Source organism: Gluconobacter sp. P5B12 (assembly GCF_018812035.1).
Classification (GTDB): Bacteria; Pseudomonadota; Alphaproteobacteria; order Acetobacterales; family Acetobacteraceae; genus Gluconobacter.
Window position 1 is genome coordinate 24,370 of the sequence record NZ_JACRVV010000004.1, and the last position, 18,662, is coordinate 43,031.

An 18,662-nucleotide genomic window follows, 5' to 3' on the forward strand; every position below is an offset into this window, starting at 1 on the left:
TCTGCCGATTGCCGCCGTTTCTTCGCTATTGCCGCACGGTTCGCAATAGCTGTTGAAACGAGCTGAAATCGGCCTTTTTTAATTATCCCCATGCGGGGACCATCTGTTCCGGTCCCGTTCGAGCGGGGGGCAGATGGTGGTTTCGCATCATAATTCGGACAGTCAGGCACGCGGCATCTCAATGCTGCGCACGGCGATGGGACCGGCGATCGCAGCGCACCTTGCCGATCCGGCCGTCGTCGAGGTCATGCTCAATCCCGACGGGCGGCTGTGGATCGACCGGCTGTCCGAAGGGCTGTCTGACACGGGTGAAACCATCACGCCCGCCGATGCCGAGCGCATCGTGCGTCTGGTCGCGCATCATGTCGGGGCGGAGGTGCATGACGCGGCCCCACGCGTCTCGGCCGAGCTGCCGACCGGGGAACGGTTCGAGGGACTGTTGCCACCCGTGGTGACAGCCCCGAGTTTCGCGATCCGCAAACCCGCCGTCGCCGTGTTCACTCTCGATGATTATGTCGCGGCCGGGATCATGACTGATGCCCAGGCCAGTTTCCTGCGTGAGGCAGTCTCGAACAGGAAAAACATCCTGGTCGCGGGTGGTACATCCACCGGCAAAACCACGCTGGTCAATGCCCTTCTGGCCGAGGTTGCAAAAACTTCCGACCGTGTCGTGCTGATCGAGGACACGCGCGAACTGCAATGCGCGGCCCCCAATCTCGTGTCGCTCCGCACAAGGGACGGCATCGTGACCCTATCCGAACTGGTGCGCTCGGCCCTGCGTCTGCGACCTGACCGTATTCCCATCGGCGAGGTGCGCGGTCCCGAAGCACTGGATCTGCTCAAGGCGTGGGGCACGGGCCATCCCGGTGGGATTGGCACGCTGCATGCCGGCACCGCCATCGGTGCGCTGCATCGCATGGAGCAGTTGATCCAGGAAATCGTCGTCACCGTGCCCCGCGCGCTGATCGCCGAGACGATCGACGTGATCGCTGTCCTGTCGGGGCGAGGCACACAGCGCCGGTTGTCCGAACTCGCCACCGTGGACGGGCTCGACCCCGCCACAGGCGCCTATCGCATTCATTCAATCGATACCGATGGAGATTTCCAATGAACATCACGCTGTTCCGCGTGCGTCGGCACGCGCCTGTCTTTTCCGCCGTGCTGCTGTCCATCGCATGGTGCTCCTCGGCCTTGGCGTCCGGATCGGACATGCCGTGGGAGGAACCGCTCAACCAGATTCTGGAATCCGTGCAGGGACCGGTAGCGCGTATCGTGTCGGTGATCATCATCACCGTGACCGGCCTGACGCTGGCGTTTGGGGAAACATCCGGCGGCTTCCGCCGCCTGATCCAGATCGTCTTCGGCCTGTCCATCGCTTTTGCGGCCAGCTCGTTCTTCCTGTCGTTCTTCAGCTTCAGCGGTGGAGCGCTGATCTGATGGGCGCCGGATATGACGATGACGCGGTGCCGGGCTTTCATGTCCCGGTGCATCGCTCGCTGACCGATCCCATCCTGCTGGGCGGCGCTCCTCGTACCCTGGCGATCGCCAATGGCACGCTGGGCGCCGCGATCTCGCTGGGTCTGCGGCTCTGGCTGGTCGGGGCGGTATTCTGGATCGTGGGGCATAGCCTCGCGGTTTGGGGTGCCAAACGCGATCCGCTGTTCGTCGAGGTCGGACGGCGGCATCTCCGCTACCCCGCCTGGCTGCGGGCATAGGAGGGTAGGGCGATGATGTCCCTTGGCGAATATCGTAATCGTGCTGCCCTCCTGTCAGATTTTCTCCCATGGGCGGCCCTGGTTGAGAAAGGCGTTGTCCTGAACAAGGATGGTTCCTTCCAGCGCACGGCAAAGATACGTGGCCCAGATCTGGACAGCGCCACACCGGCCGAACTTGTCGGTGTCACGGGACGCCTGAACAACGCCCTGCGCCGGCTCGGTTCCGGCTGGGCGGTGTTCGTGGAGGCCCAGCGCGTGCCGGCCACGCTCTATCCCGAGAGCGACTTTCCTGATGCGGCCAGCCAGATGGTCGATCTCGAACGGCGCGAACAGTTCGAGGATGAGGGCGCGCATTTCGAGAGCCGGTATTTCGTCACCCTGGTCTGGCTACCGCCAGCAGAATCATCAGGCCGGGCCGAGCGTTTTCTGTATGAGGGCAGGGAGCGCGAGGGGCCTGATCCGCATGGAATGCTTCATGCGTTCGTGGATCACACGGACCGGATGCTGGCCCTGCTGGACGTCTTCATGCCCGAGGCAGTTTGGCTCGATGACGGCGAGACGCTGACCTATCTCCATTCGACCATTTCCACCCGGAACCAGCGCGTCAGGGTGCCGGAAATCCCGATGCACCTCGATGCGCTGCTGGTGGACCAGCCGCTGGCGGGCGGTCTGGAGCCGAAACTTGGTGATGCTTTCCTCAAGACGCTGACGATCACGGGTTTCCCCAGCCGGACTTTCCCCGGAATTCTGGATGACCTGAACCGGCTGGCTATGCCCTACCGCTGGTCCACCCGTACCATCCTGCTCGATAAGACCGATGCCACGAAGGTTCTAACAAAAATCCGTCGCCAATGGTTCGCAAAGCGCAAGAGTATTGCAGCGATTGTTCGGGAGGTGATGACCAACGAGGCGTCGGTTCTCGTGGATAACGATGCCGCCAATAAGGCTACCGACGCCGATCTGGCCCTGCAATCCCTTGGCGCCGACGATGTCGGGCAGGCGTACATCACCGCGACTGTCACGGTCTGGGATGGCAGCGCCAGCATCGCGGCCGAGAAGCTGCGGCTTGTGGAAAAGATCATTCAGGGTCGCGATTTCACCTGCATGGCGGAAAGCTTGAATGCCGTGGAAGCATGGTTGGGATCTTTGCCCGGCCATGTCTACGCCAATGTCCGCCAGCCCCCGGTTTCGACCCTGAATCTGGCGCATATGATTCCACTCTCCGCCGTCTGGGCGGGGGCGGAGCAGGACGGGCATTTCAGGGCTCCGCCGCTGTTCTACGGCAGGACGGCGGGGGCGACACCCTTCCGGTTTTCCCTGCATGTCGGGGATGTTGGTCATACCCTGATCGCCGGGCCAACGGGGGCGGGGAAGTCGGTGTTGCTGGCCCTTATGGCGCTTCAATTCCGTCGTTACGCGGGATCACAGGTTTTCGCCTTCGATTTTGGCGGTTCCATGCGCGCGGCGACGTTGGCGATGGGTGGCGACTGGCACGATCTCGGGGGCGGGTTGTCGGACGGCGACATAGAAACCGCCGCCGTCGCCCTTCAGCCGCTGGCGTCGATCGATGATCCGGACGAACGGAAATGGGCCATGGAATGGCTGGGTCAGATTCTGATGGGCGAAAGGGTGCCGCTCACCCCCGAGGTGAAGTCTCACCTCTGGTCCGCCCTGAATTCGCTTGCATCTTCGCCCGTTGGTGAACGGACCCTGTCCGGTCTGGTGGCATTGCTCCAGTCCAACGCGCTGAAGCAGGCATTGGCGCCTTACTGTCTGGGTGGCCCCTATGGTCGCCTGCTCGATGTCGATATCGAACGGCTCGGTGACGCCGACGTCGTCGTTTTCGAAACCGAGGGCCTGATCGGCTCAGGCGCCGCGTCTTCGGGTCTCGCCTACCTGTTCCACCGCATTGAAGGCCGTCTGGATGGCCGCCCGACGCTGCTGGTCATCGATGAGGGCTGGCTGGTGCTCGATGACGGTGATTTCGCCGGACAACTCCGGGAATGGCTGAAAACGCTGCGCAAGAAGAATGCGTCAGTGATTTTCGCCACGCAAAGCCTGTCAGACATTGCCAACTCGCCGATCGCGCCAGCGGTGGTGGAAAGCTGCCCCACGCGGATATTCCTGCCCAACGAGCGCGCCATCGAGCCACAGATCATGGCGCTCTATCGGGATTTCGGTCTGAACGACCGGCAGATCGCCATCATCGCCCGCGCGGCGTCCAAGCGGGAGTATTATTGCCAGACCCAGCGGGGAAACCGGTTGTTCGAACTGGGTCTCGGTCCGGTGGCGCTGGCGTTGTGTGCCGCGTCCGGCAAGGACGATCATCGACTGATCGATAGCGTGCTGACCAAGCACGGGCGGGATGGTTTCCTGCCTGCGTGGTTCGAAGCACGTGGTGTCATGTGGGCGGCGGACCTTCTGCGGGAAGGGGGCGTGCCGTGAGATATCGTCTGATTCCTGCCGTTATGGTCATTACTTTTACGGTTTCATCTTCTCCACCTGCCCACGCGCAATGGGCGGTCTATGATGGTGCGAACCACGTCCAGAATGTGCTGATCGCGGCCCGCACACTCCAGCAGATCGACAACCAGATCACCTCTCTCGCCAATCAGGCCCAGATGCTGGTCAATCAGGGACGTAATCTGGCGAGCCTGCCGCTTTCGACATTGTCGACGTTGCAATCAACGGTTTCCCAGACCACGGCATTGCTCGCACAGGCGCAGAACATCGCCTACAGCGTCCAGTCCGTTGAGCAGCAGTATCAGCAGGCGTACACGTCCGTGTCCTCGGGCATGTCCGACAGCGCCCTGTTCGGTCAGGCACAGACACGCTGGCAGAATTCCGTTGGCGGGTTTGAGGATGCCCTGAAATTGCAGGCCCGCGTGGTCGGAAACATCCCGAGCGACAGCAGCGCCATGACGCAACTGGTCTCGGCCAGCCAGACGTCAACCGGGGCGTTGCAGGCGGCGCAGGCCGGAAACCAGCTTCTGGCCCTGCAATCCCGTCAGCTATCTGACATTCAGGCGGAACTGGCCGCCAACGGTCGCGCCACGGCTCTGCAACAGGCACGTGATGCTGCGGCGGAAGCGGAAAGCGATGCGCAGTATCAGCATTTCTCGCTGCACGACGCCTATGTGCCTGGCACGGTGTCTATGTTCGGCAGCGGCGGGAACTGACGGTCATGGCCACCAATGATGTCGGCGTTATCGACACTTTCCTGAACACCTTCACGACCACGATCGACAGCGGCTTCGGTCTGCTGAAAGGAAACGTTGTTTCGCTGGCGGGGTCGTTGTCCGTGCTCGACATCGCACTGGCCGGGCTGTTCTGGGCGTGGGCAGCGGATGAGGACATCATCCAGCGTCTGGTGAAGAAGACACTGTATATCGGGTTCTTCGCATTCCTGATCAACAATTTCGACCATCTGGCGAAGGTGGTGTTTGACAGCTTCGCCGCCATGGGCCTGAAGGCTGGGGGCGGCAATCTGACATTGTCGGATTTCCTCCGCCCCGGTCGACTGGCCGCGACCGGGTTTGATGCGGCCCAGCCACTGCTGGACTCTGTCCACAACCTTTTGGGTCCGGTGGCCTTCTTCAAGAACTTTATCCAGATCTTCGTGCTCTGCCTGTCCTGGCTGATCGTGCTCGCCGCGTTCTTCATCCTTGCCGTGCAGCTTTTCGTGGCGCTGATCGAGTTCAAGCTGACCAGCCTCGCCGGTTTCGTGCTGATCCCGTTTGCCCTGTTCAACCGGACGGCCTTCCTGGCGGAGAAGGTGCTGGGCAATGTCGTGTCATCGGGCGTGAAGGTGATGGTGCTGGCGGTGATCTCCGGCATCGCGTCTGTATTATTCCGGCAGTTTACGACCTCTTATGGCGATGCTGTGCCCACCGTCGGACAGGCAACGTCAGTGGTACTGGCGTCCCTCGCTATCGTCGGTCTGTCCATTTTGGGCGGCAGCATCGCCAATGGTCTGATCTCCGGCGCGCCACAGCTTGGCGCTGGCGCCGCTGTCGGCACCGGCATGGCGGTTGGCGCGATGGGGGCAACGGCCGTGGCTGGCGTTGGAGCGGTTGCCTCTGGTGGGGCTGCGGCCGTGGGCGCGACGGCAGCCGCCGCGCGGGGCGGGGCCGCGATCGCAGGTGCGGCGAACACGGCTTATTCGATGGGTGCCATGAATGCCGCTGGCGAAAGTGCCGGTGCCCGCATGGCAGCCGGGCTGGGCGGTGTCGCCCGGGCGCCGGGCAGTGCTGCCGCGAATGCCGTGAAGAGCAAAATGTCGTCTGCGGCGACCGCCATGAAGCAGAGCTACGGCGAGGGCGCGCGAGGCGCTTTTACCGCGACGGGCGGACGCTTCACAGGTGGGACATCGTCCGATGCGAACGGCGGGCAGTCTGGTGGTCCGTCCGGTAACGGCGGCGGCCCAGCGGATGGTGGTCTAGAAAGCAGCGGTCCCGACGGTCAGCCACCCCGCTGGGCGCGGAGCATGAAGCGCCGTAACGCAGCCACCCATGCCGCCGAAGCCGCGCATGTCATCCGTTCCGCCGATGGCGGCGGCGGAAGTTCCAGCATTGATCTCTCGGAAAAGGAATGAGGACGATGTTCCGTCGCTCCACCAGCCGCTACGGGATCACGCCCGAGCCCGTAACCCCATACCAGAAAGCAGCGCAGATCTGGGACGAGCGCATCGGCTCCGCCCGTGTGCAGGCCCGCAACTGGCGTCTGATGGCGTTCGGGTCACTGTTTCTGTCCGCCGGCCTTGGTGCCGGTCTGGTCTGGCAGTCGGTGCGTGGCACCGTCGTGCCATGGGTGGTGCAGGTCGATCGGCTTGGCCAGGCGCAGGTCGTGGCTCCCGCGACGGCGGGCTACATACCGACCGATCCGCAGATTGCCTGGTATCTGGCGCAGTTTATCGGCGATGTCCGTGGTCTTTCATCAGATGCGGTGGTCGTGCGCCATAACTGGCTGCGGGCCTACGACTTTGCCACTATTTCGGGGGCGCAGGCGCTGAACGATTATGCGCGCCTGAATGATCCATTCTCGCAGATTGGCCGCGAGCAGGTCGACGTCGATGTGTCGTCGGTCATCCGGGCTTCCCCCGGAAGTTTCCGTGTCGCCTGGACCGAGCACCATTACCGCGACGGAGCGTTCACCGGCACCGAACGCTGGACCGCCATCGTGTCGGTTGTTCTGCGCACGCCGCGTGACGCCGATCATCTGCGGAAAAACCCGCTTGGCATTTACGTCTCCGCCATCAACTGGTCGAAGGAACTCGGACAATGATCCGCATGGTCATGCGCGCCGTTCTACTGGCGCTGCTCACCCTGTCCGCCTGCGCGGGGCAGTATCATCCGCCCGTCATCCGCTACGATGATGCGGCCCAGGCGACACGCCAGCCCGATCCACCGAAGCCTGTGCAGGTCGTGGAAGTCCCGAAAATCCTTCCCCTGCCGGGCCAGCTCAAGCCGCTTCCACCGTTACGGCGCGTCCACTTCGCGCCTGAAGCGGCCGATCCCGCCGTGCGCGTGACCCAGGCCAATCTTGCCGCCCGCATCCAGCCGACACGGGCCGGTTATGTGAACGCGGTGCAGGTTTATCCCTACAGTCCGGGAGCGCTCTATCAGGTCTATGCCGCGCCAGGCGAGATCACCGACATCATGCTCCAGCCCGGCGAGAAGCTGGTCGGCACCGGACCGGTCGCGGTGGGTGATACCGTGCGCTGGATTGTCGGTGATACGTCGAGCGGAGCGGGAACCACGAAGCGCGTGCATATCTTGGTCAAGCCTACACGCCCGGATCTGACCACCAACCTGATCGTCAACACCGACCGGCGGACCTACCTCGCCGAACTGAGGTCGACGCCCGCGACCTATATGGCGTCGGTGTCGTGGGACTATCCCGAGGACGATCTGATCGCGCTGCATCGGCGGGATGATGCCTCCGACGAGGAAGCGCCGGTGGATGCGGGGCTGGATCTGAACTCGCTGAATTTCCGCTATGCCATCCAGCCAGTGAAAGGCGGGAAACCGCCCTGGCTGCCCGGCCGGGCCTTCGATGACGGCCACAAGGTCTATATCGCCTTCCCGTCGGGGATCGGGCAGGGGGAACTGCCGCCCCTGTTCGTGCTGGGGGCCGATGGCGGGCCGGAACTGGTCAATTACCGGGTGCGGCAGGACTGGATGATCGTCGACCGCCTGTTTGCCGCCGCTGAATTGCGTCTGGGTGACAAACATTCCGAGCAGCGCGTGCGCATCGTGCGCACGGATGGCAGAAAGTCATGAGCAGCGCGGAAGAACGCCCGGATGAGGACGGAGGCGCTACTGGCAACGGAAGCGCAGCGGGGCCGGGATCAGCAGCGCCACCCGATCTGCGGCTGCGCGCGCAGCGTCCGCCGGTCGTAAAGCTGTCGCGCCCCGTCATCTGGACATTGGGTGCCGCCGGAATGCTCGCCATCGGTCTTGCGCTGGGCTACGCGCTGCAAGGCAACACGCCAAAAGGGCCGGTTCAGGCGGCACAGGATACCGACGCGCGCGCCTCGGCCGATGGGCTGTCGGCTCTGCCCAGCGACTATACCAATGTACCGAAGCTGGGGCAGCCTCTGCCCGGCGATCTGGGCGGGCCGATCCTTAATGCGCAGCGGCAGGGACGTGCGGGACCGGTTCCCGGCATGGGGGATCGTCGCGGTGACCAGGAGATCGAAGCAGCGCGGACCAGTCGGCTGTTTGCGCAGGTCGAGGCGCGGGAGGGTCAGAGCGCACAGGCGGTCCCGGTCCCGGCACAGGCAGCTCCCGGAGTGCAGGCATCATCCGCAGGAACCGATCAGCAGGTTGGTAATCGTACCTTTCTGGCGGGTCAGCCAGATCGTGCGACGGTGAGTCCCGACCGGATTACGCCGCCTGCATCTCCTTATATCCTTCAGGCAGGGACCGTCATCGCCGGGGCGCTCAACACGAAAATCAGCTCCGACCTGCCGGGTCAGATTGTCGGTCATGTCACCCAGAACGTCTATGACAGCCCGACCGGGCGGTATCTGCTGGTCCCGCAGGGCAGCACCCTGTTCGGGGCCTATAACAGCAGCGTCTCCTTCGGACAGCAGCGCACCCAGATCATCTGGACCCGGCTGATCTACCCGAACGGGGAGAGTCTCGTGTTGGAAAAACTGCCCGGCGGCGACGCCATCGGCCAGTCCGGTCTGTCCGACGAGGTGAACAATCACTGGGGGCAACTGTTCCGCGCAGCCCTCGTCACGACCTTGCTCAGCGTGGGTTCGGAAGCGGGCACGTCATGGAATGAGAATAACCTGATGCAGGCGATCCGCAGCGGGGTCAGCAATGGCTTCTCCATGGTCGGCAACCGGCTGATCGATCGCAGCCTCAACGTCCAGCCCACGCTGACCGACCGGCCGGGGCTGCCGTTTACGCTTATTTTGAACCGCGCTCTGGTTCTAAAGCCTTGGACAGAGAAGGAAATCCACCCATGACGACAGTAGCGGTTCGTCGAGCGATACAAGATAGTCAAGTGAGTCTGAGAACGCTGGCAAAACGCTACAGATTAACGACCAATCCGTCTCGCGCCTGCACTGGAGTTGGAAAACATAAAGACAACGCCATCATACCCAAGCCTCTTGAACATGCACGCGGCGCTTCAGGGTGCTTACTCCCCAAATACACGATACAGCCCGAAGATGGTGGACGAGGGTTTCGAAACACCCCGCTCCATCCACCGCCGGGATTGCTGATAAACTGCAGACCTCGGCACTGACATTAGATAGATACGGTTTGCGGGCAGTAATCATCCACTTGTTCTGTGCCACCCATCCCGGAAGGTGTATAATAGCTTTTAATTAAGCGTAATCGCCTGCACCTCAGCAAGCAAAAGGGGCGAAAGTCCCAGCGCTTCAAGCGGACGAGTTCGCAACCACTGTAGCGCGGCGGCAGTATCGAGATCTTTACGGGCAGACATTTCGTTCAGCTTCATCGCTGTGACACGTGATAACCCTAGAGAGATGAAGCTAATCATCGTTTTGTCGGATGCGCCGATCTCCAAGTAGAGTGGCAAGGACGGGATACTGGAGACCATGTCCACCAAACCTGCGCTGTCGAGCGCGTAGACAAGAAGTGCAGTGTAGCAACCAAATAGACGCACCGCTTGAAAACGGATATCACCTTCAATTAAATCTAACGTGCTTCTGATCGTCGTTCGAACAGGTTTCGACGCATTTCGCGAAATTTGCTCGTCAATGATCTGGGGAAGCGGAAGGCCAAGCATCCAGCGCCGCGCAATCAGGGCATGGAACCGATGGCGGTTTTTCGATGTGTCGATACCGAGGATGATCTCGTGGCACAACTCCAATATATTCGCATAGGACTGAAACGCTTCGCTCTCTCTCGGATGCGACGGAATAAGGGTTCGCGCGACATCGGGACCTAGCGCTATCTTCGAGCTCAGCCGCTCATAAAGGCACTGCTGTTTATGGGCAGAGATGTTCGGAGTTCGGCGCAGAACCGCCGCGGGCAGGGTCAGTTTTTCGCTGGCCGATCCAAGTGCAGCTGCTAACAGACTGGACTGGACATCACCTACTGCGAGGCCAGCACGCTCGAATGTCTGATTTAGATCGCCACCTTTGAAATCGGTATAGAGGCGGACGAAAACTGTCTCGAGATCAGTCTCATCGCTGCGGCCTGCTGTGGGCGCGCCAGCAATCACATTCATTAACTGGTCATGATGTTTGTTGAGGCTGGTTTCAATTGCTGGCGTCACGACCGAATTTTTTGGACCGGCGAGCGGTTTTTTCTTCCAAGTATCATAGTCGATGAGAAAGATGTTGCCCTGAAACTCCCGTTTGAGTCTACCGGCGCGACCAGCAAGATTCCAGAAGTCTGTCGATTCCAGCGCTCTGGTCCGCCCCTTTTCTGGGGCGAACATAAAGATATTCTTGGCGGGAAGGTTGACACCTTGAAGCAGCGTACTTGTGCAGACGAGATAATCGATTTCGCCAGACGATACGGCCGCTTCAATTGCACGTCGGAGCTGGGTCGGGATGTTGGAGTAGTGAAATGCTACGCCGTGTTTGACGCACTCGACCAACCCGTAGTTAGCGTGTACCGCTTCTTTCGCCAAGTCGGATAAAGCAAGGAGTGCTTCGGTTGGCTCGCGATCGGACATCAACTCTGCGAGTTGGAGCGCGATGCTCTCCGCTTCAGCCGCACCATTCGCGTAGATGATATTTGAATGCCCGTGTCCAAGCACCGCCGGGATATGGACGAGCTTCTCTGTTCGGCTCGCCACCGTCCGCCCCAGCTGCAGCGTTGCGACTTGCCGCAGCGTTCTTGATCCGTCGCCAGCGGTTTGGACCACCAGCTTGCCCTTGGTGGCGGACTCGACGGTAATGACCAAAAAATTTTGGGCAACGGTCGGCTCTACAGACGAAAATTCAACCACATCGTCCAAGCCAAACAGCCGTCCAAAGACATCTAGGTTACGGATCGCTGGGCTGGCAAAAAGAATTTGTGATGCCGAGTTGCGGATTAGTAAATCGTCGATGACCCATTGCAGTAGTACGCCGCGTGACCCTTCCGCGATCGAATGCGCTTCATCGACGATGATGACGCTGGCGCTAAAGTCTGGGTGAGCTCCAAGGGCGAGTTGTACCCTCTCTTGAGTCATCACGTAAATGGAGCGCTCGGCGAGGGTCGTTTCAGCATCGACTGGTACCGTCACGATGTCGGGGGCATCTTGGTGCATTCCCTGAAACTGGATCTTCAAATCTTCGGCCACTTGGGCAATCAAGGCGCGAGTTGGGACGATGTAGACGACTGACTTTGGCTGCTCGTTGTCGAAGAGCGCCGACAGATAGCCCTGCAAGACAAAGGATTTTCCTGCGGATGTAGGTGCAGCCAACGCGATGCGACGACTTTGGATAAGGTTTAGCCACAGTTTCTGCTGGAAATCTGTCAGCAGCACTGTTTGTCCGTTGATCGTAACCTCATGAGCGTCCGCCGATACAATTTCTTCTGCCGCAAGCATGAGCGGTAGACTTGTCCGTGCGGATGCCACGTCTGCACGAGTGCCGATGGAAGGAAAGTTGCCGAGACGCGTGAGCACAACACGTAGGGCTTGATCTAAAGGCACTTGGCTGGTTCCGAACAAGTCATACGCACACGTCGCCACCCGGAACGCCGCGTGTCGATGATCTCGCGTCTCGGAGCAAGCCAAGATTGCCGCCGAGCGCATCAATCGCGTGGCGTCCGCAATGTCGGCGTGACCATCGTCAATGCCGCCGATTTCTTTGGTTAGCCACGCGAGCTCAATGCGATGCGCCGCATCATGAAAGCCGGGGTTTCCCCAAACCTTATCAGCCAGTTCCTGCATCATGGTAGCCAGCCAATTCGAGCCTGAAAAAGATCGCGAAACTCCTGGACGGCAGGGAGTGGAAAAAAGAATAGCTCCACGTCCTGAGAATCCAGTCCAGCCGTCTTGAGCGCAGTTGAAACCTTAGGAGCCATTGCTGCAAGCTGCTCTTTGGCCAGTGCTCGAAACGTATCTTCAGCAGCCTGATCACCAGCAGCGTTGGCCTTCTGGAAGCCATCAAAATCGAAGCCGATTAGGCAGGTGATGACATCCTTACGTTCATTGTATTCCTCCTCATGCGGGTCTAGGTAGCGTAGCAGCGCTGCTTTGCCGTCAGCCCCTAGTCCTGTAAAATCGATATTTCGCTGAACAAGCTGGAGTTCGTGGTCCAGTTCTCCTGGCCCTAACGATTTTGCGATCGATGTCGCGGCAGCGTTAATAGCTGCACCGACATCACCATACATTTTAGACTCGCCCCAATAGAGGAATAGCCGCGCAGTCTCCGGGCAGTAGCGAACATGGATCCCGTCCGCTCCGTGTACAGGCATTTGCGAATTAGTTTTTAAGGTCATCTTGGCGATGAACTGCGGCGCGCCTAATATCCACTCGGTTAGCAGGTAGAGCAACAATTCGCCAGCTTCGCCATTTCGATTTGTCGCTTTATGAGCCTTAATGAAAAGCTTGGCCGCCGTGTCGTTGAGCTGCGTGGTTTTGATTAGAAAATCTTCAAACGGCAGAGTCGACTGAAGCTCCCTTACTGCGTCGATTTCTTTTCGCGTGAGCGCAAAAGGGGTCAGGTGAAGCCATACCAACTCCACCAATTCATGAATGGTAGTCTTGCCTTGTCGGAAAGCGGGAAAATGCAGACGAAGTGTGACACCGGCGCACTCGCACGTCACCTCGTGCTGTAGTTCCCTTATCCTTGGTCCTAATTTCGAATAGTCACGGCGGAGCGCTGCTAGGACCATATCTAAATCAGAGTTTACTGCTTCATTTACACGCGGCTGGCTCAAACCTTAGTCCCCAATGATCCAAAAGCATTGTTCATTTTTCAAATAAAGCTGTCTGATTTTTTCCTTCAGGATTTATCTGATACCTGACAGGCCTCGTTAGTTTAGAGATCTTTTCTTCACATTGCGCGCGCTTCAGCCAAGCGTTTACCTGCGTCTTCTCAAGTTCAAGGCGCGCGGCTATATCATCGACCGCCATGGGGCCGGCTGACGTAAGCTCCAGAAACCGGGCCAGGAAAAGGGTATAGAAGTCTACGTTGACCACCGCGCTGCTCTCAGGAACAGATACGCTAGGAATGACTGTCGCGCTTACTGGTGGTAGTTGGCTCTCCGTTATGGAACTGGCTCCAGTCTTTTTTTCATTTTCCGATCCGGCCTCTCGGTCATCATCCCGCCCAAGCAGTGGAAGTTCATTGCTTAAGGTTTGAGACGATGCGAAGTGAGGTTCCCCGAATAATTTCGACAGCGAGGTCATGTCTTCTGGAAACCAGTTGGCTCCACGCAGGACAAGCTCTCGATTGCCGGAATCCCGATCGTTACTCGCCTTAACCCAAAGCGGAACCCATCCAGCGCGGATGTCCTCGATCGCTCCGTTCCACGTTCCTCCCTTTTCGCGCGTGCTGCTAATGACGACAGCAGCGTCGGATAAGCAGTAAATATATCGATTGCGCGACATTGCATGACCAACATTGAAGCCTGCCTCGGGATTATACGGGCTGATCAACGCTAAATCGCCGGACATAATATGCTTGCGATACTTCGATGACGTTGCGGACCGAAGCAGGCTGTCAGCAAGAACACCGACAGCTGTGCCTTGCCTCGCCAATGCTCCAATCATTGCGCTTTGATCGACCCCGCGAGCACCCCCAGAGACAAGTGAATATCCTTGTGCTGCTGCCTCGGCTCCAAGTCTTTCGGTGTAGGCGAGATCCTCTTCGTTGGCGTCACGCGAGCCTACCACGGCGATTCCGCCGGTATTAAGAAGAGCCTTGTTTCCGCAGCCGAACAGGACGGCGGGCGATTCTGAGCGTAGCCGCCGCTTCAGCCGCTCCGGGTATTCTTGGTCAGATCTCGTTAAAACCCATAAACCTGCCCGCTGCCATTTTTCGAGCGCAAGTCCAAGGGCGGCCCCCCTTCCTAAGAGAGTCCGAATACGCGCTATTGAAACTGTACGATCCACCCAACTGGCGAGTAGAGAGTCCAGATCGCCTCTCAACAGGACGGCAGGCTCCAGCCCATGATCCTTTAACCAAATGGCAAATTTAGCCCACTCGCTGTTAGAGAAGGGTTTTCCATTCTGTGACTCGGACTTTCCGAAAGACACGGTTAGGAGCATCACCGCCTGAGCTTGAGGTGTAAGATGCATGTCAGCCTCCCACGCTCGAAGTCGTTAAGGCGACTGGCCAAACAGGGCCACTGCCGGCTTGCCTGAGAAGCGCAGCGGCCACTGTCATTGTCCACGCTGAGTCAACGACGTCATCTAGGAGGAGCACAGGGCCATTGGACACAGCCCCGACGATTTCAAAAACACCATCGAGGTTGCGGCACTGGTGGAACCTGTTCTGTTGCCCCTTCTGGGGCTCATTGTCCTTCACCTTGACGATTGCCTGCACGAACGGGAGGCCAAGAGCCTTCGCAAGGCGGTGCGCGAAGTCAGGTACAAGTGTCGGATGGTTTCTGGAAGGGACGCAGGTGACCCATGTCGGTGACGGATTTGGTTGCCAGCGGTCGCGCAGCATCTCCACAACAGCATCAACGAGTTCGTCTCTGAAACGACCATTGTGCTTGTCGTCAGCGACCACTTGCCCCCAACCAGCGTCACCCCAACGGGAAAGAATCCGACCTGGTTCTGCGCGGAGTTCCAAGGGAAGATTCCCTCTAAGCCCATATTCGGCGAAGGCATCCTTTGCGACCTGCTTGTTGCATTCCAAGACGATCTCGGAATGGCGCAGGAAACGGCCGGCCGCGAATGCCGTTTTGCGAGTGAATGACGGATCCACGACTGGCCTGCCCAAGCAGTTGGCACAGTTGCCGCATGCCTGCGGGTTCGCATCATCAAGGGCGTTGGCCAGAAACTCCATCAGGCATCCCGGTTCATCGATGTAGGCTTGAACTTCGTCCCACTCGATTTCGCGCTGTTCGGTTAGACGCTGAATGCGTTCATGATCCATACGAAATGGGACGGGGGTCCTCTGCCATTTCGAGCCGTCCTTGATGACAGGGGCAGGGCTATTGACGGAAAGGAACTTGAGTACCTGCTCGATCTGGCCGTGTCGCAGGTTCACTATCTCCTCGATTTGAGCTGTGCTCAGACCATCGCTGTCCTCAAGCGCTTTCAAGATCGATTGAACCCATCGCTCGCGCGGGAACGCATTGCTACGAAAGAATTCGTGGATCTGATCATCTTCGTCGCCTGACATTAAAACGCCGACTGCGTGAGCAATGCCACGGCCGGCCCGGCCGACTTGCTGATAATAGGCAACGATCGATCCGGGTGCCTGATAGTGAACAACGAAGCTGAGATCCGGCTTGTCGTATCCCATTCCAAGGGCGGTCGTCGCGACCAATACCTTGATCTCGTTTCTCAGGAGTTGATCTTCAAGGTGCTCACGATACGTGTCAGAGTCTTCAAACCCATCGCTCAGCACACCGCTATAGTAAGGTCGGGCAGCAATGCCGTGCTGATTGAGCCAATCAGTAACCTGGTTGGCATCCCGCTTTGTCAGCGTGTAAATGATACCTGTACCCGGAAGTTCATTGATATGCTCCACCAACCACGCGAGACGCGCTGCTTGCGTGGGGAGGCGTAACGTCTGTAGCGCAAGTGTTTGCCGTGTGAGTGCTCCGCGCTCGATTCCAACGTTGCCCAGTTGTGCTTGAACATCCGCAACGACGCGATTGTTGGCCGTCGCTGTCGTACCCAGTATTGGGACGTTCTCTGGCATCCTCTGCAAGACGTTGACGAGGCGCCGGTAATCGGGCCGAAAATCGTGGCCCCAGTCGGATATGCAGTGGGCCTCATCGACGACGAGCAAGCCAATCGTTTCAGCGATTGGTAGCAAGATGTTTTCTACGAAATCGTCATTGGCCAAACGTTCGGGAGAAATCAGAAGCGCATCAGCCTGATTGGCCCGCACGATCTGTTGAAGTGCCGGCCATTCGTTTCTGTTCGTAGAATTTATTGTCAGGGCGCGAATGCCAAAACGATTTGCGGCTTGAATCTGGTTGCGCATCAAAGCGTGAAGTGGAGAAACGATGAGAGTTGGTCCACGACCACGATCTCGAAGAATACGGGTGGCAATAAAATAGACGGAACTTTTTCCCCAACCAGTCCGCTGTACGACCAGCAAGCGCTCCTGTCTGTTCACCAAGGCGTCTATGACTTCCCACTGCCCATCGCGAAATGATGCCGTGTTATCGCCAAGAGCCCGTCTAAGGAGAGAAAGTGCGGTCGAATAATCGGTCATTATCTATGCTCCAGTTCCGTACCGATCCGCAGTCGGTCGACATAGGTTTGATAGGCGAAGCTGCGATCTCGTTTTTTGCCCGTCGTCTCGACGAGAATGCCTGCAGCGATAAGCGTCTCAACGGCACGAGTGGCCGTCGGCTTACTCGTCTCGATAAGCGTCATGGCGGTTGCGATGGTGATGATCGGATGATTGGGCAAAAGCTCGAACAGCCGCATAGCGGAGACAGATGTCGTGTCTTGGGCCAGTACGCGGGCTCGGTCAGAGGTGACGACGGCAAATAGCTCGCGTGCCGATGCGACGGCCTCGTCGGCAATCGTCGCCACGGCATCGAGAAAGAAGTCGGTCCAGCCCTCCCAATCGCCGTCGGTGCGCACGGCAGTCAGTCGGCTGAAATATTCTGCACGATGACGCTTGAAAAAGAGACTGATATAGAGAAGCGGTGCCTTCAGCAGCCCCCAATGTTCGAGGAGCAAGGCAATGAGCAGGCGACCCAGGCTACCGTTGCCGTCGAGATAGGGGGAGATGCTCTCGAACTGAACATGGGCTAACCCCACTCTTACCAAAGGTGGCAGGTTGTCGGTCGTATGAAGGTATTTCTCAAGATCGCCAAGCAGACTGGGAAGCGCCTGCACAGGGGGCGGAACATAGATTGCATTTTCCGGACGACTGCCGCCGATCCAGTTTTGGCTCCGCCGCACCTCGCCAGGCTGCTTGGTTGCGCCCCTCGCGCCGTGCATCAGCCGCTGATGCGCGCCGTTCAACAACCGCATCGAGAGCGGCAGGCCATCGGATTTCGCCAGCTCTTCGCGCGCGTAGGTCAGTGCATCCAGATGGTTGCAGATCTCCTCGACATCCGCGTCTGGCTCTACTTCATGCTCGGCTTCGAAGTTCAGCAGATCGATAAGTGTCGCCTGTGTGCCCTCGATCTGGGATGAGATGACCGCCTCTTTGCGCACGAAAGCGTAGATGAACCAGTCGAGAGACGGGACTATCTCACTGGCGAGATCGAGCCGCGCCAGCGCGTGCTCGGCCGTGCGCAGTCGCTCCGCGAGTTGAACGCCGATCTTAATTTCAGGGTCATTCGGTGGCAGGGCCGCTGGTACGAATGCCTGTACCGCCTCACCACCTGCGATAGTGCGTTCGTAACGACCAGTGGTTCGTTTCACGCGTGCATCCTGCCTAGCAAAGCGTAATTATGTGCCGACTCGGCAGAGGAGCATGATTCCATTTCCAAGCTGAGACTCTAAAGAAAGAACTCTTTACCAGCCGGGAGAGAAAGTCAAGAGATCGTTATTAACTGTGAAGCCGGGTGCCTTCTTTGCGGCTTTCGAAGACTGCGGGAAACGTTAAATCGTATTTTAAAATGCTCGTGTGAGGGAAAGTGGTTTATTGATATTTCGTAATTATATCGCCGTCTGAAGTGAATGTGGGTATCGGTGCTTGCGTGCCCCCGCAACCACACCAATACAGTTCCAAAAACCCCCGCTCTCTCACCGAGACAGCGGGGGTTTTCGTGTTCTACCCTACCGGATCACACCACAAATCACGCGAGACCCCGAGCCCCCAATCGGCTGACTCTTGTAATCATCAGAAAACGCATGAACCACTAGAGAAGAACCATCAGCATCCAGCAATGCTGGACGCCCATCTTTGCCTGTTAGAGAGACGAAAGTTGAATAAACTTCAGCTGACGCTTTGCCGTCTGCGCCCGCAAAAATGTTAGGAAGATCGCCAGAGTCATTTTCCTTTGCATTCAATAGGCCGTGCGTGACTGGTGTCTTTTTATGGACATGTGACCCTGCCTTGGTAAAGGCTGGGTCGCTGCAGTCGCCTTTTTCATGGAAGTGCATGCCGTGCCAGCCCGGTGTTAGCCCGCTGACTTCAATATGAAGGAGGACACCTTGTGGCGCTTCGGTAATTTGAGCCGTGCCAGCCGGTTTTCCGTCGCTTCCTGCAAGAGAGGCAGTCGCCTTTTCTGCTGAAAAGGCCAGGGACGGCGTCAGGCTCAGGGACCCGGCTATAAGAGCGATCCGTGTCAAGCGCATTATAGTCATTGGGAGTCTTTCTCAGTTATGAGGATGGCGGGGGCATTTCGTGAAATTGCGGGATATGGTGCA

15 protein-coding genes are annotated in these 18,662 nt (G+C 58.7%); 9 read left to right on the top strand and 6 right to left on the bottom strand.

Features of this window, described 5'->3' with window-relative positions:
* Nucleotides 1-181 precede the first annotated feature (181 nt).
* The 9 genes from trbB to KP702_RS08605 are packed head-to-tail and all read left to right on the top strand — an operon-like array spanning nt 182 to nt 9,195.
* Nucleotides 182-1,111, top strand: a complete 930-nt coding sequence (trbB, locus tag KP702_RS08565; protein ID WP_202208366.1) for a P-type conjugative transfer ATPase TrbB — start codon at nt 182-184, stop codon at nt 1,109-1,111.
* A complete protein-coding gene (locus KP702_RS08570) occupies nt 1,108-1,437 on the top strand; it encodes a TrbC/VirB2 family protein (RefSeq protein ID WP_202208365.1) in 330 nt (109 codons plus the stop codon). Before trbB ends, KP702_RS08570 begins: the two co-directional genes overlap by 4 nt.
* Complete coding sequence (locus KP702_RS08575) at nt 1,437-1,715, top strand: VirB3 family type IV secretion system protein (RefSeq protein ID WP_202208364.1); 279 nt, start codon at nt 1,437-1,439, stop codon at nt 1,713-1,715. The genes KP702_RS08570 and KP702_RS08575 overlap by 1 nt, the downstream gene beginning before the upstream one ends.
* 12 nt (nt 1,716-1,727) lie before the next feature.
* Nucleotides 1,728-4,160 (top strand): conjugal transfer protein TrbE, encoded by a 2,433-nt coding sequence (gene trbE, locus KP702_RS08580; RefSeq protein WP_202208363.1) that lies wholly within the window; start codon nt 1,728-1,730, stop codon nt 4,158-4,160.
* Nucleotides 4,157-4,894: a P-type conjugative transfer protein TrbJ gene (gene trbJ / locus KP702_RS08585; protein ID WP_202208362.1), complete on the top strand. Its 738-nt coding sequence runs from the start codon at nt 4,157-4,159 to the stop codon at nt 4,892-4,894. Before trbE ends, trbJ begins: the two co-directional genes overlap by 4 nt.
* 5 nt (nt 4,895-4,899) lie before the next feature.
* Nucleotides 4,900-6,309: a P-type conjugative transfer protein TrbL gene (gene trbL, locus KP702_RS08590; RefSeq protein ID WP_215768784.1), complete on the top strand. Its 1,410-nt coding sequence runs from the start codon at nt 4,900-4,902 to the stop codon at nt 6,307-6,309.
* Nucleotides 6,310-6,314: 5 nt separating this feature from the next.
* Nucleotides 6,315-6,998, top strand: coding sequence for a conjugal transfer protein TrbF (gene trbF / locus KP702_RS08595; protein ID WP_202208386.1), 684 nt, complete (start codon nt 6,315-6,317; stop codon nt 6,996-6,998).
* Nucleotides 6,995-7,996: a P-type conjugative transfer protein TrbG gene (gene trbG, locus KP702_RS08600; RefSeq protein WP_202208361.1), complete on the top strand. Its 1,002-nt coding sequence runs from the start codon at nt 6,995-6,997 to the stop codon at nt 7,994-7,996. The genes trbF and trbG overlap by 4 nt, the downstream gene beginning before the upstream one ends.
* Nucleotides 7,993-9,195, top strand: a complete 1,203-nt coding sequence (locus KP702_RS08605) for a TrbI/VirB10 family protein (protein WP_202208360.1) — start codon at nt 7,993-7,995, stop codon at nt 9,193-9,195. The genes trbG and KP702_RS08605 overlap by 4 nt, the downstream gene beginning before the upstream one ends.
* 359 nt (nt 9,196-9,554) lie before the next feature.
* On the opposite strand, the gene KP702_RS08610 is transcribed toward KP702_RS08605, so the two are convergent.
* The 6 genes from KP702_RS08610 to sodC form a co-directional block, all read right to left on the bottom strand.
* Nucleotides 9,555-12,089 (bottom strand): DEAD/DEAH box helicase, encoded by a 2,535-nt coding sequence (locus tag KP702_RS08610; RefSeq protein ID WP_202208359.1) that lies wholly within the window; start codon nt 12,087-12,089, stop codon nt 9,555-9,557.
* Entirely contained in the window at nt 12,086-13,078 is a 993-nt protein-coding gene (locus KP702_RS08615; RefSeq protein ID WP_215768785.1) for a DUF1837 domain-containing protein, read from the bottom strand. The genes KP702_RS08610 and KP702_RS08615 overlap by 4 nt, the downstream gene beginning before the upstream one ends.
* 31 nt (nt 13,079-13,109) lie before the next feature.
* Nucleotides 13,110-14,441 (bottom strand): DNA-processing protein DprA, encoded by a 1,332-nt coding sequence (locus KP702_RS08620; RefSeq protein ID WP_237390067.1) that lies wholly within the window; start codon nt 14,439-14,441, stop codon nt 13,110-13,112.
* A 1-nt stretch (nt 14,442) separates the two neighbouring features.
* The gene (locus tag KP702_RS08625) at nt 14,443-16,542 is read right to left on the bottom strand and encodes a RecQ family ATP-dependent DNA helicase (protein ID WP_202208355.1); all 2,100 of its coding nucleotides are present in this window, start codon (nt 16,540-16,542) and stop codon (nt 14,443-14,445) included.
* Nucleotides 16,542-17,711 (bottom strand): Fic family protein, encoded by a 1,170-nt coding sequence (locus KP702_RS08630; RefSeq protein WP_202208354.1) that lies wholly within the window; start codon nt 17,709-17,711, stop codon nt 16,542-16,544. The genes KP702_RS08625 and KP702_RS08630 overlap by 1 nt, the downstream gene beginning before the upstream one ends.
* Before the next feature lie 357 nt (nt 17,712-18,068).
* The gene (sodC, locus tag KP702_RS08635; protein ID WP_202208353.1) at nt 18,069-18,599 is read right to left on the bottom strand and encodes a superoxide dismutase[Cu-Zn]; all 531 of its coding nucleotides are present in this window, start codon (nt 18,597-18,599) and stop codon (nt 18,069-18,071) included.
* Nucleotides 18,600-18,662: the final 63 nt, after the last annotated feature.

What these genes read in the sequence shown, in the direction of transcription:
- trbL (WP_215768784.1), top strand. Translation starts at nt 4,900, where the DNA reads ATGGCCACCAATGATGTCGGCGTTATCGACACTTTCCTGAACACCTTC.
- KP702_RS08570 (WP_202208365.1), top strand. Translation starts at nt 1,108, where the DNA reads ATGAACATCACGCTGTTCCGCGTGCGTCGGCACGCGCCTGTCTTTTCC.
- trbG (WP_202208361.1), top strand. Translation starts at nt 6,995, where the DNA reads ATGATCCGCATGGTCATGCGCGCCGTTCTACTGGCGCTGCTCACCCTG.
- KP702_RS08620 (WP_237390067.1), bottom strand. Translation starts at nt 14,441, where the DNA reads ATGCATCTTACACCTCAAGCTCAGGCGGTGATGCTCCTAACCGTGTCT.
- KP702_RS08605 (WP_202208360.1), top strand. Translation starts at nt 7,993, where the DNA reads ATGAGCAGCGCGGAAGAACGCCCGGATGAGGACGGAGGCGCTACTGGC.
- trbB (WP_202208366.1), top strand. Translation starts at nt 182, where the DNA reads ATGCTGCGCACGGCGATGGGACCGGCGATCGCAGCGCACCTTGCCGAT.
- trbF (WP_202208386.1), top strand. Translation starts at nt 6,315, where the DNA reads ATGTTCCGTCGCTCCACCAGCCGCTACGGGATCACGCCCGAGCCCGTA.
- KP702_RS08610 (WP_202208359.1), bottom strand. Translation starts at nt 12,089, where the DNA reads ATGATGCAGGAACTGGCTGATAAGGTTTGGGGAAACCCCGGCTTTCAT.
- KP702_RS08625 (WP_202208355.1), bottom strand. Translation starts at nt 16,542, where the DNA reads ATGACCGATTATTCGACCGCACTTTCTCTCCTTAGACGGGCTCTTGGC.
- trbE (WP_202208363.1), top strand. Translation starts at nt 1,728, where the DNA reads ATGATGTCCCTTGGCGAATATCGTAATCGTGCTGCCCTCCTGTCAGAT.
- sodC (WP_202208353.1), bottom strand. Translation starts at nt 18,599, where the DNA reads ATGACTATAATGCGCTTGACACGGATCGCTCTTATAGCCGGGTCCCTG.
- KP702_RS08575 (WP_202208364.1), top strand. Translation starts at nt 1,437, where the DNA reads ATGGGCGCCGGATATGACGATGACGCGGTGCCGGGCTTTCATGTCCCG.